General features: G+C 74.7%; 11 protein-coding genes. All 11 read left to right on the top strand.

Translation table 11 applies throughout. The features are described 5' to 3' along the window. Positions 1–49 precede the first annotated feature (49 nt). A complete protein-coding gene (locus RND61_RS10480; protein WP_315877579.1) occupies positions 50–2,311 on the top strand; it encodes an MMPL family transporter in 2,262 nt (753 codons plus the stop codon). Between the two features lie 112 nt (positions 2,312–2,423). After that, on the top strand, positions 2,424–3,176 hold the full coding sequence (locus tag RND61_RS10475) for a hypothetical protein (RefSeq protein WP_315877578.1): 753 nt from the start codon (positions 2,424–2,426) through the stop codon (positions 3,174–3,176). 221 nt (positions 3,177–3,397) lie between these two features. Then, positions 3,398–5,020, top strand: a complete 1,623-nt coding sequence (locus RND61_RS10470; protein ID WP_315877577.1) for a class I adenylate-forming enzyme family protein — start codon at positions 3,398–3,400, stop codon at positions 5,018–5,020. A gap of 52 nt (positions 5,021–5,072) precedes the next feature. Further along, positions 5,073–5,927, top strand: a complete 855-nt coding sequence (locus tag RND61_RS10465) for a transmembrane-type terpene cyclase (RefSeq protein ID WP_315877576.1) — start codon at positions 5,073–5,075, stop codon at positions 5,925–5,927. Beyond that, positions 5,924–7,315, top strand: a complete 1,392-nt coding sequence (locus tag RND61_RS10460; protein ID WP_315877575.1) for an NAD(P)/FAD-dependent oxidoreductase — start codon at positions 5,924–5,926, stop codon at positions 7,313–7,315. Before RND61_RS10465 ends, RND61_RS10460 begins: the two co-directional genes overlap by 4 nt. Before the next feature lie 55 nt (positions 7,316–7,370). Beyond that, a complete protein-coding gene (locus tag RND61_RS10455; RefSeq protein ID WP_315877574.1) occupies positions 7,371–8,477 on the top strand; it encodes a 3-dehydroquinate synthase II in 1,107 nt (368 codons plus the stop codon). A 2-nt stretch (positions 8,478–8,479) separates the two neighbouring features. Further along, positions 8,480–10,423, top strand: a complete 1,944-nt coding sequence (locus tag RND61_RS10450) for an FAD/NAD(P)-binding protein (protein ID WP_315877573.1) — start codon at positions 8,480–8,482, stop codon at positions 10,421–10,423. Then, the gene (locus RND61_RS10445; protein ID WP_315877572.1) at positions 10,420–11,937 is read left to right on the top strand and encodes a class-II fumarase/aspartase family protein; all 1,518 of its coding nucleotides are present in this window, start codon (positions 10,420–10,422) and stop codon (positions 11,935–11,937) included. The genes RND61_RS10450 and RND61_RS10445 overlap by 4 nt, the downstream gene beginning before the upstream one ends. Beyond that, positions 11,937–12,935 carry a 4-hydroxy-3-methylbut-2-enyl diphosphate reductase gene (gene ispH, locus RND61_RS10440; RefSeq protein WP_315877571.1) on the top strand — a complete coding sequence of 333 codons (999 nt, stop codon included), beginning with the start codon at positions 11,937–11,939 and terminating at the stop codon, positions 12,933–12,935. Before RND61_RS10445 ends, ispH begins: the two co-directional genes overlap by 1 nt. After that, positions 12,932–14,005 carry a polyprenyl synthetase family protein gene (locus RND61_RS10435; protein WP_315877570.1) on the top strand — a complete coding sequence of 358 codons (1,074 nt, stop codon included), beginning with the start codon at positions 12,932–12,934 and terminating at the stop codon, positions 14,003–14,005. The genes ispH and RND61_RS10435 overlap by 4 nt, the downstream gene beginning before the upstream one ends. 53 nt (positions 14,006–14,058) lie before the next feature. Then, on the top strand, positions 14,059–15,989 hold a 1,931-nt coding region (dxs, locus tag RND61_RS10430), incomplete at its 3' end, for a 1-deoxy-D-xylulose-5-phosphate synthase (protein ID WP_449343277.1).

The raw sequence follows: 15,989 nt of genomic DNA, 5'->3' as shown, positions 1-15,989 counted from the left end.
ACGTGGCGACCGCTCGTGAACGCAACCGACAGCTTTGTGAGGGGAAGTCATGCTTGGGAAGCTCGCCGGATTCGCCCTCCGGCGCCACCGCCTGGTGCTGGTCACAGCGCTCGTGGCGGTCATCGTCGCCGGCGCGGCGGCCGCCGGACTGATGGGGCGCCTGACGAACGGCGGATGGCAGGTCCCGGGGTCGGAGTCGGACAAGGCCGCGACCATCCTCCAGACGCAGTACGAGAACAGCGAGCCCAACCTGGTCCTGCTCGTCGACGACGAGCGCGGCGTCGACCACGCGGAGGTCGCGGAGGCCGGGGCGCGCCTCACCGACCGGTTCGCCGCCGAGAGCGGCGTCGGCGACGTGACGTCGTACTGGGCCGCGGGCCGCCAGGCCGCCCTCAAGAGCGAGGACGGCCACAAGGCGCTGATCGTCGGCCGCGTCGAGGGCGACTTCGACGCGCGGCAGAAGCGGGTGAAGGAGCTCGCGGACGAGTACTCCGGCGAGGTCGGAGGGCTCCACGTCACCCTCGGCGGCGAGGAGCAGATGTGGAACGAGAACCTCACCCAGGCCGCCGACGACGCGGCGCTGGCCGAGGCGCTCGTCTTCCCGATCGTGCTCGCCCTCCTCGTCATCGTCTTCGGCAGCCTGGTCACCGCCCTGCTGCCGCTGAGCGTCGCCATCGTCTGCATCACGTTGAGCATGGGCCTGTTCTGGCTGCTCACCTTCGCGATGGACCTGTCGAACTTCGTCCTCAACACGGCGACGTTCGTCGGCCTCGGCCTGGCGATCGACTACAGCCTCCTCATCGTCAGCCGCTTCCGCGAGGAGCACGGTCGGGGCGTGGACCGGGAGACCGCGCTGCGCAACACGCTGAACACGGCCGGCCGCACGGTCGTCTTCTCCGCCGTCTGCGTCGTCGTCACCCTCAGCGCCCTGTTCGCCGTGCCGTTCCCGTTCTTCGCGTCGATGGCGCTCGGCGGCATCGGCACGACCGTGTTCGCCGCCCTGGCCGCGATCACCCTGGTGCCGGCGATGATCGGCATGTTCGGCAAGCGCGTGGACACGCTGCACCTGCCGTTCATGAAGGGCCGCGTCCGGGAGATCTCCGCCGAGAGCGAGTTCTGGCGCCGCCAGTCGTACCGCGTCATGAAGCGGCCCGCGCTCGTCAGCGTCCTCGTCCTCGGCTTCCTCGTCCTGCTCGGACTGCCCGCCCTCGACATGAAGCTGCGCCTCCAGGACGAGCAGGTCCTGCCGCCCTCCGCGGGCTCCGCGCGCGTGGCGAAGATCGTCAACGAGGAGTTCAGCACCAAGCAGGCCCAGGCGCTCAAGGTGGTCGTCGAGGGCGACGCGCCCGCCGCCGACCGGACCGAGGCGCTCGGCGCGTACGCCGCGAAGCTCTCGACGCTGCCCCACGCCGAGCGCGTCGACGGCCCCGCCGGCAGCTACCAGGACGGCCGCCGCGTCGGCCCGCCGACCGCCGCGTCCACCCAGTTCACCGGCGAGACCAGCAGCTACCTGCTGGTCATCCCGGAGAAGGACGCCCTCGCGGCGCCGAGCGAGCAGTTGGTGCGGGACGTGCGCGCCCTTCCCGCGCCGTACGGGAAGGTGCTCGTCGGCGGCCCGTCCGCGACGTCGGTCGACACGTTCGACAAGCTCACCGACGCGTTGCCGCTGGCCATCGGCCTCCTCGCGGCCAGCATGTTCGTGCTGCTGTTCCTGCTGACGGGCAGTGTGCTGCTGCCCATCAAGGCGATCGCGCTCACGCTGCTCAGCCTCACGGCGACGTTCGGCGTGCTCGTCTACATCTTCCAGGACGGGCACCTGAAGTGGCTCGTCGGTGACTTCACCGCGACCGGGGCCACGATCTGGACGGTGCCGGTCATCCTCTTCGCGATGGCCTTCGGACTGTCCATGGACTACCAGGTGTTCATCATGTCCCGGATCAAGGAGGAGCACGACAGGGGCAAGGACAACGCGACGGCCGTCGCCGACGCCCTGGCCCGCACGGGACGCGTGGTGACGTACGCGGCCGTGATGATCTCCCTGGTCTGCGCCGTGTGGGTCACCTCCAAGATCGGTTACATGAAGGCGTTCGGCGTCGGCATCCCGCTGGCCATCCTCATGGACGCCCTCATCGTCCGCGGCGCCCTGCTGCCGGCCTTCATGAAGCTGCTCGGCGACGCCAACTGGTGGGCCCCCGGCCCGATGCGCCGCCTGCACGACCGGTTCGGGCTGCGCGAGGAGTCCGGTACGCCGCCCGCCCCGCGGGACGGGGCGGCGGCCCCGAAGGACCCCGAGGTCAGCGTGCGCACCTGAGCCGCACCCCCACGCCACCGCACCACCACGCCACCGCACCACCGACGCCCGGCCGGGACCCCCGGCCGGGCGTCTCGCATGTGCGACCCCTGAGGAGTTGAAGGAGCACAAGATGGTGACTGGAAAAGAACGTCGACTGCGCCGGCTCTTCGAGGAGGACGGCAAGACCCTGCTCATCGCCGTGGACCACTCCCTGACCCTCGGTGCCGCCAGCGGACTGTCGGACCTGGGCGCGGTCATGGGCGCGGCCGTGGCGGGTGGTGCCGACGGGGTGGTCACCCACCGCGGCTCCGCCGCCCGCTCCATGCCGGCGCAGCGCGGCACCGCCCTCGTCGTGCACCTCTCCGGCAACACGGCCCTGAGCCCCGGCTCCGAGCTGAAGACCCGCGTCTGCGACCCGGAGGCCGCCCTCGCGCTCGGCGCCGACGCGCTCTCCGCGCACATCACCCTCGGCGGCGGCTCCGCCGAGGACCGGCAGGCCCTCGCCGACCTCGGTTCGCTGGCCGCCACCTGCGACCGGCTCGGCGTCCCGCTGCTGGTCATGACGTACGTGCGGACCGACGCGCGCGACACCGGCCCCGCCGTCCTGCACGCCGCCCGCGTCGCCGCCGAGCTGGGCGCCGACATCGTCAAGGCCGCCCACCCCGGTGACAGGTACGTGGCGGAGCTCGCCGCGACCGTGCCCGTGCCGGTCGTCCTGGCGGGCGGGCAGAACGAGGGCACGTGGGAGGCGTTCTGCGAGTCCGCGAAGGCCGCGATGGGCGCCGGCGTCGCCGGACTGTGCGTCGGCCGCCGCATGTTCGGCGCCCCCGACCCCGTACGCGCCACCGCCGAGCTGCGGGCCGTCGTCCACGGCGAGGGCTGAGCCCCCGAGCCCCCGAGCCCCGGCGCCCGAAGCTCCTCGGCGTACGAAGCGTCCGAAGCCCCCCGGCTTCCGGAGCCCCCCGGCGTACGAAGCACCCGGCGTCCGGAGCCCCCCGGCGCCTGGACCACCCCGGCGTCCCGACCCGGAACGGACCCCGGTGCGCCGCCCCACCCGCACGCCCGTACCCCCCGGCGTACCGGACCAGAAAGGAACCACGACGGATGGCAACGCCTTCGCGCAAACCCATCAACTTCGGTCTGCTCTTCGACTGGCACGCGGGCAAGGAGCACCAGACGGAGATCCACCTGGACCGGCCGTTCGACATCGCCCCCGAGCGGGGCACCGTGTACGACGGGATCGCGCTCGCCGCGCTGGTGCGCGAGGCCGGCGACTGGCTGTACGCCGCGGGCCTGCGCGCCGGCGACACCCTGGCGCTGGTCAAGCGGAACCACTTCGACACGGTGCTGCTGGCCGGGGCGGCCGCCCGGATCGGCGTCCTGCCCGTCCTGATGTCCCCGGTGGTCCGCCCCGACCACCTGCGCGTCATGATCGAACGGGCCGCCCCGCGCGCGGTGCTCACCTCCCCGGAGGTGCTGGAGCGGGCCGCCAAGGACGGCGTGCGCCTCACCGGCCCCGGGGTCCGCGTCCTGGTCGCCGGGGAGGCGGCCGGAGCCGAACCGCCCGACGGGACGGTGCCCCTGGAGTCCCTGCGCGGCGGGCCGGCCGCGCCCGCACGGCCCCGGCGCGACGACGAGCCGATGATCGTCACCCACACGTCGGGCACGACCGGCGTGCCCAAGCTGGTGGTGCACGCGGCGAGCACGTCCCTGGGGACCTTCCCGTTCCAGTTGGAGTCCAAGAGGCTGCCGATGGTCACGTCGAGCCGCCGCGACGTGGTCGCCGGGTGCTTCTCGTTCGTCCACAACCGGCTCGTCTCGTGGACGTCGGCGCAGTTCAGCCTGGCGCCGAAGCGGGTCGTCACCCTCTCCGACCCGGGGCTCGACACGGTCGAGAGGATGCTGGCCGCGCACCGGCCCACCTCGCTGGAAGCGCTGCCGAACATGTTCCAGCACTGGGAGGAGCTGGCCGACCGCAGACCCGAGCTCTTCGCGCGCGTACGGCGGTTCAACAGCACCTTCGACGCGGTGCACCCGCGTACCGTACGGACCTTCCTGAACGTGTCGAGGAGCCGCTTCCCGGTGTGGGCGACGGGCCTCGGGCAGTCGGAGATCGCCGGCATCTCCATGAACGTCTTCACGCGGCGCCAGGCCCGCCGCTGGGAGGGCGCCCAGCGCGACACCACCAACGTCGGCTACCCGCCGCTGGTCCGGGTGAAGGTCGTCGACCCGCAGAGCGGCCGGCGGCTCGGACGCGGCGAGCCCGGCCTGCTGATGGTCGCGGGGAAGGCGCGCTGCCTGACGTACCTGGGGGAGGACGACCGGTACCGGGCGAAGCTCGTCGACGGCTGGTGGAACAGCGGTGACCTCGGCGAGCGCGGCCGGTTCGGCCGGATCCGCATGCTCGACCGGGAGGTCGACGTACTGCCCGGCATGAGCTGCATAGAACTGGAGAGCACCCTCCTCGACCGCCTGCCGAAGGCGTCCGAGGTGACGGTGCTCGGCGTGCCCGGCGGGCCGCCGGTGCCCGTGCTGTGCATGCGCGACAACCACCTGGACCCGGCCGAGTGGGCCCGCGCCACGGCCGGGCTGCCGCCGCTCGGCGAACCCCGGCTCGTCCCGTGGGACGAGGTGCCGCGGACGGCCACCTGGAAGGTCCGGAGGCTGGAGCTGCGGGAGATGGTCCTCGGCACCGGAGAGGTCCTGGGGACGGGCAAGTGGACGTGAGCCGGCGGCGGCGCCCCGGCGCCCCCCGACGTGTCGACCGAAAGAGGAACCAGTGATCGAGTTTCTTCCCGACGCCCTGATCCCCATGTCGGATCCGGCGCCCATCACCATCCCGGAGGTCCACCGGGAGCGGTGGCTGTACTGGATGTGCATGGGACCGGCGGCGGTCGGTTGGCTCGCGGCGTACGCGTTCGCCATCCACCGGGGGCTGAAGGACAAGCGCGTCGGCATCCCCCCGCTGCTGGTGGCGGTCAACTTCGCCTGGGAGTTCAACCTGTCGATCGTCCTCGACCAGGACACGACCCAGCGGCACACCAACTTCTACTGGGCGCTGTTCAACTCGCTGATCATCTACCAGACCCTGAAGTGGGGCTGGAAGGACTTCCCGAAGCTGACGAAACGTCAATTCAGGGCCGCGTTCGTCGGCATGTTCGTCTGGGCGTCGCTGATGGTCGTGGTGGGCACGAACGAACTGGGCGACATCCCCGGGGTGTACACGGGCACCGTCATCAACATCCCGCTCAGCGCCGCGTTCATCTACATGCTGCACAACCGCGGCTCGTCGGCGGGCCAGTCGATGCACATCGCGGTCGCCAAGGCGATCGGGTCGCTGTTCGCCGGGATCACCGTGTACATCGAGTTCCCCGGGCACTACCTGTTCTTCGTCCTCTTCCCGACGATCCACGTCCTGGACATCATCTACATCCGGATGCTGCACCGCCGCATCCGCGCCGAGGGCCACTCGCCGTGGGCGTTCAACCGGCCGCCCGTACCCGACCCGTACGAGGCGGCGCCCGCGTCGGCGCCCGCGGCGCCCGCCGGACCGGACACCCCGGCGGACCGCGCGGCCACCGGGGCGGAGGCAGCCGCGGACCGTCCGGCCACCGGGGCGGAGGCCGCGCGGTGACCGCCGCCCGGCGGGCCGTGGTGCTGGGCGGCGGCCTCGCCGGCGTCCTGGCCGCCGCCGCCCTCGCCCGGCACGTGCCCGAGGTCGTCGTCGTCGAACGCGACCGGTACCCGGAGGGCCCCGAACCGCGCACCGGCGTCCCCCAGGCCCGGCACACCCACGTCCTCATGGACGGCGGCGCCCGCGCCATGGAACGCGTCCTGCCCGGCGTCACCGGCCAGCTCGTCGCCGCCGGCGCCCACCGGCACGGCATGCCCGACGGGGTGGTGATGCTCAGCCCGCAGGGCTGGCTGGAGCGGTTCCCGGGGCGGCGGTACGCCTACTCGTGCAGCCGCGCCCTCCTCGACTGGACCGTCCGCCAGCAGGCGTTCAAGAACGGGCGGATCACCGTCACCGAGCGGTCCGAGGCCGTCGGCCTGCTCGGGGGGCCGGGCGCCGTCACCGGCGTCCGCCTCCGCGACCGCGACACCGGCGGCGAGCACGAGCTGGAGGCCGGCTTCGTCGTCGACGCCACCGGCCGGGGCTCGCACGCGCCCCGGTGGCTCGCCGCGCTGGGCCTGCCCGAGGTCGAGGAGGAGGTCGTCGACTCCGGGCAGGCGTACGCCACCCGCGTCTTCCGCGCCCCGGCCGGCGCCGAGCAGGGCTTCCCGATGGTCAACGTCCTCGCCGCGCCCGGCACCGGCCGCCCCGGCTGCGGGGCGGCGCTGCTGCCCATCGAGGAGGGCCGCTGGATGGTGACCCTCGGCGGCACCCGCGGCGGGGAACCGCCCACGGACGAGGAGGGGTACGCGCGCTTCGTCCGGCACGCCGTCCGCCACCCGCTCGTCGCCGACCTGATCGAGGCCGCCGAACCGCTGGGACCGATCCGCGGCTCGCGCAGCTCCGCGAACCGGCGCCGCCGCTTCGACAGGCTGCCGTCCTGGCCCGCGGGCCTCGTCGTCACGGGCGACGCGGCCACCACCTTCAACCCCGTCTACGGGCACGGCATGTCCGTCGCCGCCCGCTGCGCCGTCGTCCTCGACGAGGTGCTGCGCCGGTACGGCCCCGTCCCGGACGCGGCGGTCCGCGCACAGCGCGGGATCGGCCGCGCGGCGCAGGACGCCTGGGTCATCGCCACCACCCAGGACGTGCTCTACCCGGACGCGGTCGGGCCCCGCCCCGGCGGCGCGCTGCGCCTCCAACGGCGCTTCGTCGACCGGTCCGTCAGGGTGGCGACCCGCAACCCGGCCGTCTCCGCCGCGCTGATCGACTCGTTCACGCTGGCCCGGCCGTTCACCACCCTCGCCCGGCCGTCCGCGCTGGTCCACACCGCGCTCGGCCCGCGCGGGGAGCCGCTCGCCGCACCGCCGCTGACGGCCTGGGAGCGCCGCTTCCTGCCCGGCCGCTGAGCCCCGCCGCACCCCCTCCGTCCGCTCACCCGCCCTCACCCAAGGAGAAGCACAGATGGACACCACACTCTGGGCCGACGTCACCCGGCTCAAGGGCGACGCCACGGAGGCGGCCCTCGCGCACGTCCGGTCCTCCGACGCCAACGGCGTCCTGGTCCGCCCCGGCCAGCTCGACGGCTGGGAGCCGCTGGCCCGGATCACCGTCGCGTGCCTCGTGACCGGAGAGGAGGCCGTCCGCCTCGACGACGCGCGGGTCGACGTGCTCGTCGCGCCCTCCCCGAAGGAGCTCGACGCGGTGCGCGCCGCCGCCGGCAGCCGGCCGGTCGGCGTGCGCTGCGAGATCGTCGACGGCGACACGATGAACGAGGCGGCGGCCCTGTGCGGCTCCGTCCACGTCCTCGTCGCCGCCTTCGCGGACGAGACGAACATCCCGCTGGAACTGCTCCTCGCCCGCGCCCAGGGCACCCGTACGCAGGTCTACAAGGAGCTGCTGACCAGTGCCGAGACCGCGAGCGTCGCCGGCGTCCTGGAGAGCGGCCCCGCCGGGCTCGTCGTCGGCGCCGGCCACCTCGCGGACCTCGCCAAGGTCAGCGCCGTCCTGCGCACGGAGCGGTACGCGCAGCTCGACCTCGTCCCGCTGGAGGTCGTCCGCTCCGAACCGGTCGGCATGGGCTACCGCGGCTGCATCGACACGACGCACCTGTTCGACGAGGACGAGGGCATGGTCATCGGCTCGACCTCGTCGGGCGGCATCCTCGTCTGCGCCGAGGTGCACTACCTGCCGTACATGAACCTGCGGCCGTTCCGCGTCAACGCCGGCGCCGTCCACTCGTACGTCTTCGGCACCGACACGACCGCGTACATCACCGACCTCGCGGCCGGTGAGAAGTGCTACGCCGTCAACCCGAGCGGCCGGTTCCGCGAGGCGATGGTCGGCCGCGTCAAGGTCGAGCTGCGGCCGCTGCGGCTCGTCGAGGCCCGCTACGAGGACGTGACCGTCAACGTCTTCCTCCAGGACGACTGGCACGTGCGCGTGATGAGCGCCGAGGGCAAGCCGCTCAACCTCACCGAGGTCGTCCCGGGCACCCGGCTGCTGGGCCGCGTCACCGAGCCGGGCCGGCACGTCGGCATCAAGGTCGACGAGGAAATCAGCGAGTTCTGAGCGTGGGACAGAACTCCGCCGGCATCTGTGTGGTGGGGGCCGGGCCACGGGGCGTGTGCGTGGTGGAACGGCTGGTGGCGAACGCGCCGGTGCCGCGCGGCGGCCCGGTGGCCGTCCACGTGGTCGACCCGTACGCGGGCCGGGGCGGCCGGGTGTGGGACACCCGGCAGTCCCGGCACCTGCTGATGAACACGGTCGCGTCGCAGGTGACCGTGTTCCCCGACCCGAGCGTCGACTGCGCGGGCCCCGTCGCGACCGGCCCGACGCTCCACGAGTGGGCCCGCCGGATCGCCGGGGGCGGCGAGGCCGGCGGGACGGTCCGGGTCCCGCCCGAGGCCCGGGACGAGGCGGCGCGCCTGGGCCCCGACACGTACCCGACCCGCGCCTTCCACGGGCACTACCTGGCGTGGGCGCTGCGCCACCTGGCCGGGGCCGCGGGCCCCCGCCTGAACGTCCGCGTCCACACCGCGCGCGCCGTCCGCGTCGACGACGCCGCCGACGGCACCCAGACGGTCACCCTGGACGACGGGACCCGCCTCGGCGGGCTCGCCGCCGTCGTCCTCGCCCAGGGGCACCTCGACGTGACGGCGGGGGAGGAGGAGGCGCGGTTCGCCGCGTTCGCGCAGCGGCACGGCCTCACGTACGTGCCGCCCGCGTCGCCCGCCGAGGCCGACCTGTCGGGCGTACGGCCGGGCGAGCCGGTCGTGCTGCGCGGCCTCGGCCTCAACGCCGTCGACCACCTGACCCTGCTCACCGCCGGCCGCGGCGGCCGCTTCGAGGAGCGCGCCGGGCGGCTCGTGTACGCGGCGTCGGGCCGCGAGCCGGTGATCCACGCCGGGTCGCGGCGCGGCCTGCCGTACCAGGCGCGCGGCGAGAACCAGAAGGGCGTCGCCGGACGCCACGAGCCGCGCGTCCTGACGCCGCGGGTCGTCGCCGGTCTGCGGGCCCGTGCCGCGGCCGGGGCGCCGCTGTCGTTCCGGGACGACGTGTGGCCGCTGGTCGCCCGCGAGGTGGAGGGCGTCTACTACGCCACCCTGGCCGCCCGCCGCACCGGCGCGGACCCCGACGCGTTCCTCCGCGGTTACGCGGCGGCCGCGCCGGAGGAGACCGGCAAGGTCCTCGCCGAGTTCGGCATCGCGGCCGAGGAGGCGTGGGACTGGGACGCGATCGGCCCCCCGCACGGCGGACGCCGCTTCCCCGGCCCCGCCGCGTACCGCGAGTGGTTCCTCGCGCGGCTCCGCGAGGACCACGCCGAGGCCCGCGGCGGCAACGTCGGCAGCCCCCTGAAGGCCGCCCTGGACGTGCTGCGGGACATCCGCAACGAGGTCCGGCAGATCGTCGACCACCGCGGCCTGACCGGCGACTCGTACCGCGCGGACCTCCAGGGCTGGTACACGCCGCTCAACGCCTACCTGTCGATCGGCCCGCCCGCCCGGCGCGTCGCGGAGCTCGCCGCCCTCGTCGAGGCGGACGTCGTACGGCCCCTCGGCCCGGGCACCTGGGTCGGGACCGACCCGGAGCGGCCCGCGTTCCTGGCCGGCGCCCACGGCGTCGACGGCTCCACGGTCAGGGCGCCCGCGCTGATCGAGGCGCGGCTCCCCGACACCGACGTGCGCCGCACCACCGACCCGCTCGTCCGGCACCTCCTGGGCACCGGCCAGGCCCGCCCGCACCGCATACCGGGCCCCTCCGGCCCGTACGAGACGGGCGGCCTGGACGTCACCGCACGCCCGTACCGCGTCGTACGGGCCGACGGACGGCCGCACCCGCGGCGGTTCGCGTACGGCGTGCCGACCGAGGCCGTCCACTGGGCGACCGCCGCCACCGCGCGGCCCGGCGTCGACTCCGTCGTCCTCGGCGACGCCGACGCCATCGCCCGCGCGGCGCTCGCCCTCGTACCGGACGGCCCCGCACACCGAGGACCCGAAGGGAGCGCACGATCGTGAACCACGACGAGGCCGGCACCGACGCCGGCCTGCTGGCCCCGGTCTGGGCCGGTACGCGCGGCGCGGCGCTGCTCACCGACGAGGCGTGGCTGCGGGCCATGCTCGACACGGAGGTCGCCCTCACGCGCGCGCAGGTCCGGCTCGGCACCGTGCCCGCCGCCGCGCTCGGCCCGATCACGGCCGCCGCCCGCGCCGAGCGCCTGGACGTCGTGCGGCTGGCGCGGGCCGCGCGCGGCTCCGCCAACCCGGTGGTCGAGCTGGTGCGGCAGTTCACCGCCCTGGTCGCCGAGGAGGACCCGGCCGCCGCCGAGTACGTCCACCGCGGCGGCACCAGCCAGGACGTCCTCGACACGGCGACCGCCGTGCTCACCGCGCGCGTCTGCCGCGTCCTGGAGGACGACCTGCTGGGCACCTGCCGCGCCCTGGCCGCGCTGGCCGAACGCCACCGGCTGACCCCGGCGGCCGGGCGCACCCTGGCCCTGCACGCCGTGCCCGTCACGTTCGGGCTGAAGGCGGCCGGGTGGCTGAGCCTGGCCCTCGACGCCCTGGACCGGGTCCGCTGGCTCGCCGGGCGGCGCCTGGTGGTGCAGCTGGGCGGCGCGGCGGGCACCCTCGCCTCGTACGAGGAGTACGCCGCCCTGGCCGCGGGCCCGCCGGGCGCGGGCTCCCCGGGCGCGGACGGCCCCGGGCCCGGCGCGGACCCCGGTACCGGACCCGGGCCCGGCGCGGACCCCGGTGCCCGGCACGGCCTGCGGCTGCTCGACGGGTTCGCCGCCGAACTGGGGCTCGGCACCCCCGACGTCCCCTGGCACGCGCTGCGCACCCCCGTCGCGGACATCGCGGCGACCGCGGCGTACGTCGGCGGCGCGGTCGGCAAGTTCGCCCTGGACGTGCAGACCCTGTCCCGCACCGAGGTCGCGGAGGTGACCGAACCGGCCGCCGACGGGCGCGGCCTGTCGTCCGCGATGCCGCAGAAGCGCAACCCCGTCCTGGCCGCCATGGTCGTCTCCGCCGCCCGGCAGCTCCCCGGCCTCGCCGCCACCGTCCACCAGTGCCTCCTCGCCGAGGACGAACGGGCGCCCGGCGCGTGGCACGCCGAGTGGCAGCCGCTCCGCGAAGCCCTGCGCACCGCCGCCGGCCTCGCCGAGACGGCCCGCGAACTGGCCGAGGGGCTGCGCGTCCACCCCGACGCCGTGCGGCGCAACCTCCACCTCACGGGCGGCGCGATCGCCTCCGAGCGGCTGAACGCCCACCTCGCACCCCGCCTCGGCAGGGGCCCGGCGAAGGAGCTGCTGGGCCGGGCGGCCGTCCGCGCCGCCGAGACCGGCGCGCCGTTCACCGACGTACTCCTGGCGGACCCGGGCTGGCCGGACGACGTCACCGCGGCGGAGGTCCGCGACCTGCTCGACCCGGCGGCCTACCTCGGCGCGTCCGCGGCCCTCGTGGACCGCGTGCTGACGCGCCACCACGCGAGCGCCCGGCCCGGTGGCGGCGCTCCGGACGAAGGACAGTGATGAAGAAGGTCATTCTCGCCGAACCGCGCGGCTTCTGCGCGGGCGTCGTCCGCGCCATCGACATGGTCGAGCGGGCGCTGGAGATCCACGGCCCGCCCGTCTACGTGCGCAAGCAGATCGTCCACAACCACCACGTCGTACGGTCCCTCGAAGCCAAGGGGGCCGTGTTCGTCGACACGGAGGAGGAGGTGCCGCCCGGCAGCGTCTGCGTCTTCTCCGCGCACGGCGTCTCGCCCGAGGTCCGCTCCAACGCGGCCGGGCGCGGCCTCGACGTCATCGACGCGACGTGCCCGCTCGTCTCCCGCGTCCACCAGCACGCCCGCCGCGTGACCCGCGACGAGCGGATCCTGCTGCTCATCGGCCATGCCGACCACGAGGAGACCGAGGGCACCCGCGGCGAGGCACCGCGGCGGACCATCGTCGTGGAGACCGTCGAGGACGTCGCCCGGCTCCCGCTGGCCGACGACACGCCCGTCGCCTACCTGACGCAGACGACCCTCTCCATGGACGAGACCGCCGACATCGTCGAGGCGCTCAAGGCCCGCTTCACCGACCTCGTCGGCCCGCGCGGCGACACGATCTGCTACGCCAGCCAGAACCGGCAGAACGGCGTCAAGTCGCTCGCCGCCCAGTGCGACCTCGTCCTCGTCGTCGGCTCGCGCAACTCCAGCAACTCCCTGCGCATGGTCGACGTGGCCCGCCAGGCCGGCACCGCCGCGCACCTCGTCCCCGACACGACGCACCTGGACGGGACGTGGCTCGACGGCGTCTCCACGGTCGGCGTCAGCTCCGGCGCCAGCGTGCCCGAGGTCCTGGTCACCCAGCTCCTCGACACCCTCGGCGACCTCGGCTTCCGGGACATCACCGTGGAGCGCACCTCCGTCGAGGACGTCCACTTCTCCGTCCCCCAGCAGCTCGCCGAGGGACGCCGCACGGGCCGGCGGCCCGCAGGGGCCGCCGCCTCACCCGCAGAACCCACCGACAGGAGTGCCACATGACCGCCAACGCGCCCGTCGAACAGGCCGACTCCAGGCTCTCCACCGCCCAGCGCGCCGCCTTCGACCACCTCATGGCCGCCACGGAGCGCCGCCTCCGCGGCTTCCTCTCCGCCGAAACCGCCGCCTGGAACCGGGTCGATCCCCGCGCCGGCACGCCCGTCGAGGCGATAGCGCGGCTCGTCGAGTCCGGCGGCAAGCGGCTGCGGCCCGCGTTCTGCGTCGCCGGCTACCTCGCGGGCGGCGGCGGACCGGAGGGGTACGACGGCGTCGTGTCCGCCGCCGCCGCCCTGGAGGTCCTGCACGCCTGCGCGCTCATCCACGACGACGTCATGGACGGGTCCGACCGGCGGCGCGGCGAGCCCACCGCCCACGTCCACCACACCGGCGTGCACCGGCGGCGCGGCTGGCAGGGCGACCCGGAGCGGTACGGGGAGAACGTCGCGATCCTCGCCGGCGACCTCGCCCTGATCTACTCCGACCAGATCATGGCCGACGCCCCGGCGACCGTCCGCGACCTGTGGAGCGAGCTGCGCGCCGAGCTGATCATCGGCCAGTACATGGACGTCCTCGCCGCCGCCGAGTTCTCCGCCGACCCGCAGCTCGCCCGCTGGATCGCCGTCGCCAAGTCCGGCCACTACACGATCCACCGGCCCCTCGCCGTCGGCGCCCGGCTCGCCGGCCGGACCGACCTGGCCGCGCCGTTCCAGGAGTACGGGATCGCCGTCGGCGAGGCGTTCCAGCTGCGCGACGACCTCATGGACGCGTTCGGCACCGGCGAGGCCAGCGGCAAGCCCGCCGGCCTCGACTTCGACCGGCACAAGATGACCCTCCTGATGGGACTCGCCATGGAACGCGACCCGCGCGTCCGCGAGCTGTTCCTCGATCCGTCGTACGGCCCGGAGGCGCTGCGCGCCCTGCTCGTCGACAACGGCGTCCGCGACGACGTCGAGGAGCACATCGGGCAGCTCGTGCAGAAGGGCTGCGAAGCGCTGGTCGAGGCGCCCCTCGACGGGGGTTGGCGCGGCGAACTGCGCGCCATGGCCCGCGGCGTCGCCTTCCGGGACCGGTAGGGGGGGGCGGATCCGTGACCGACTTCCGCGACCCCCGGCAGACGCCCCCCGTGGTGACCGGCGACGGCTCCGCCGGCGCGCACCCCCTGCTCGCCGCGATCGACGGGCCCGCCGACGTCCGGGCCCTCCCGCCCGAGCGGCTCCCCGACCTGGCGGCGGAGATACGCGACTTCCTCGTCACCCAGGTGTCCCGCACGGGCGGCCACCTCGGCCCCAACCTCGGGGTCGTCGAGCTGACGATCGCCCTCCACCGCGTGTTCCGCTCCCCGGACGACCGGCTGCTGTGGGACACGGGCCACCAGGCGTACGTCCACAAGCTGCTGACCGGGCGGCGGGACTTCAGCCGCCTCCGCAGCCGCGGCGGCCTGTCCGGCTACCCCTCCCAGGAGGAGTCCCGGCACGACGTCATCGAGAACTCCCACGCCTCCACGGCCCTGTCGTACGCGGACGGCCTCGCCAAGGCGTACCGGCTGCGCGGCGAGACCGACCGCAGCGTCGTCGCCGTCATCGGCGACGGCGCCCTCACCGGCGGCATGGCCTGGGAGGCACTCAACAACATCGCCCTGATCAAGGACTTCCCGCTCGTCATCGTCGTCAACGACAACGGCCGCTCGTACGCCAGGACCCGCGGCGGCCTCGCCGACCACCTCACGGCGCTGCGCACCTCGCAGCGGTACGAGCGGGTCCTGGAGTGGGGCAAGGAGGGGCTGGAGCGGACCCCCGTCGTCGGCCGGCCGCTCTACACGGCCCTGCACGGCGTGAAGAAGGGCCTGAAGGACCTGGTCGCCCCGCAGTGCCTCTTCGAGGACCTGGGGCTGAAGTACGTCGGTCCGGTCGACGGACACGACGTCGGGGCCGTCGAGGCGGCCCTGCGCCACGCCAAGGGGTTCGGCAGCCCCGTCATCGTGCACTGCATCACGGAGAAGGGCCGCGGCCACCGGCCGGCCGAGGAGCACGAGGCCGACCGGTTCCACGCCGTGGACGCGGCGGCGGCCCTGGCCAAACCCCGCGCCGAGTCCTGGACCTCCGTCTTCTCCGAGGAGGTCGTGAAGGTCGGCGCGGAGCGGCCCGACGTCGTCGCGATCACCGCGGCGATGCTCCGGCCGGTCGGGCTCGCCGCGTTCGCGGAGGCGTACCCGGACCGGATCTTCGACGTGGGCATCGCCGAGCAGCACGCCGTCACGTCCGCGGCCGGGCTGGCCCTGGGCGGGACGCACCCGGTCGTCGCCGTGTACGCGACGTTCCTCAACCGCGCCTTCGACCAGGTGCTGCTGGACGTGGCGCTGCACCGGTGCGGCGTCACGTTCGTCCTCGACCGGGCCGGCGCCACCGGCAGCGACGGGCCCAGCCACAACGGCATGTGGGACCTGTCGCTCCTCCAGGTCGTACCGGGCCTGCGCATCGCCGTGCCGCGCGACGGGGCCCGGCTGCGGCGGCTGCTGCGGGAGGCGGTCGCCGTCGACGACGCGCCGACCGTCGTCCGCTTCCCGAAGGGCGTGGTCGCCGCCGACCGGGAGGCCGTCGCCGTCGAGCACGGCCTGGACGTCCTGGCCCGCCCGGAGGGGGACGACGCCGACGTCCTGATCGTCTCGGTCGGCCCGATGGCCGAGGTGTGCCTCGCGGCCGCCGGGCTGTTGGACCGGGCGGGCCTGCGCGCCACCGTCGTCGACCCGTGCTGGGTGAAGCCCGTGCCGGACGGCCTGCCCGCACTGGCCCGCCGCCACCGCCTGGTGGTCACCGTCGAGGACAACGGCCGCGTCGGGGGCGTCGGTACGGCCGTCGCCCAGGCGCTGGAGGACGCCTCCGTCCACGTACCGGTACGGCAGGTGGGCCTCGCCCAGAAGTTCTTCGCGCACGGCACGCGCGGCGAGGTGCTGGAGGAGTCCGGCCTCACCGCGGACGACGTCGCCCGCGCCGCCCGGACCGCGTGGGACGGGCTCGGCGCACCCCGGCACACCCCGCACGGACAACACACGGAGCTCTC

It is taken from the genome of Streptomyces tamarix (assembly GCF_032423885.1).
In the GTDB taxonomy this organism is placed as follows: domain Bacteria; phylum Actinomycetota; class Actinomycetes; order Streptomycetales; family Streptomycetaceae; genus Streptomyces; species Streptomyces tamarix.
This window is presented reverse-complemented; position numbering and strand designations above follow the sequence as displayed.

Coding starts and splice junctions, on each gene's coding strand:
- RND61_RS10480 (WP_315877579.1), top strand. CDS start 50: ATGCTTGGGAAGCTCGCCGGATTCGCCCTCCGGCGCCACCGCCTGGTG.
- RND61_RS10475 (WP_315877578.1), top strand. CDS start 2,424: ATGGTGACTGGAAAAGAACGTCGACTGCGCCGGCTCTTCGAGGAGGAC.
- RND61_RS10470 (WP_315877577.1), top strand. CDS start 3,398: ATGGCAACGCCTTCGCGCAAACCCATCAACTTCGGTCTGCTCTTCGAC.
- RND61_RS10455 (WP_315877574.1), top strand. CDS start 7,371: ATGGACACCACACTCTGGGCCGACGTCACCCGGCTCAAGGGCGACGCC.
- ispH (WP_315877571.1), top strand. CDS start 11,937: ATGAAGAAGGTCATTCTCGCCGAACCGCGCGGCTTCTGCGCGGGCGTC.
- RND61_RS10435 (WP_315877570.1), top strand. CDS start 12,932: ATGACCGCCAACGCGCCCGTCGAACAGGCCGACTCCAGGCTCTCCACC.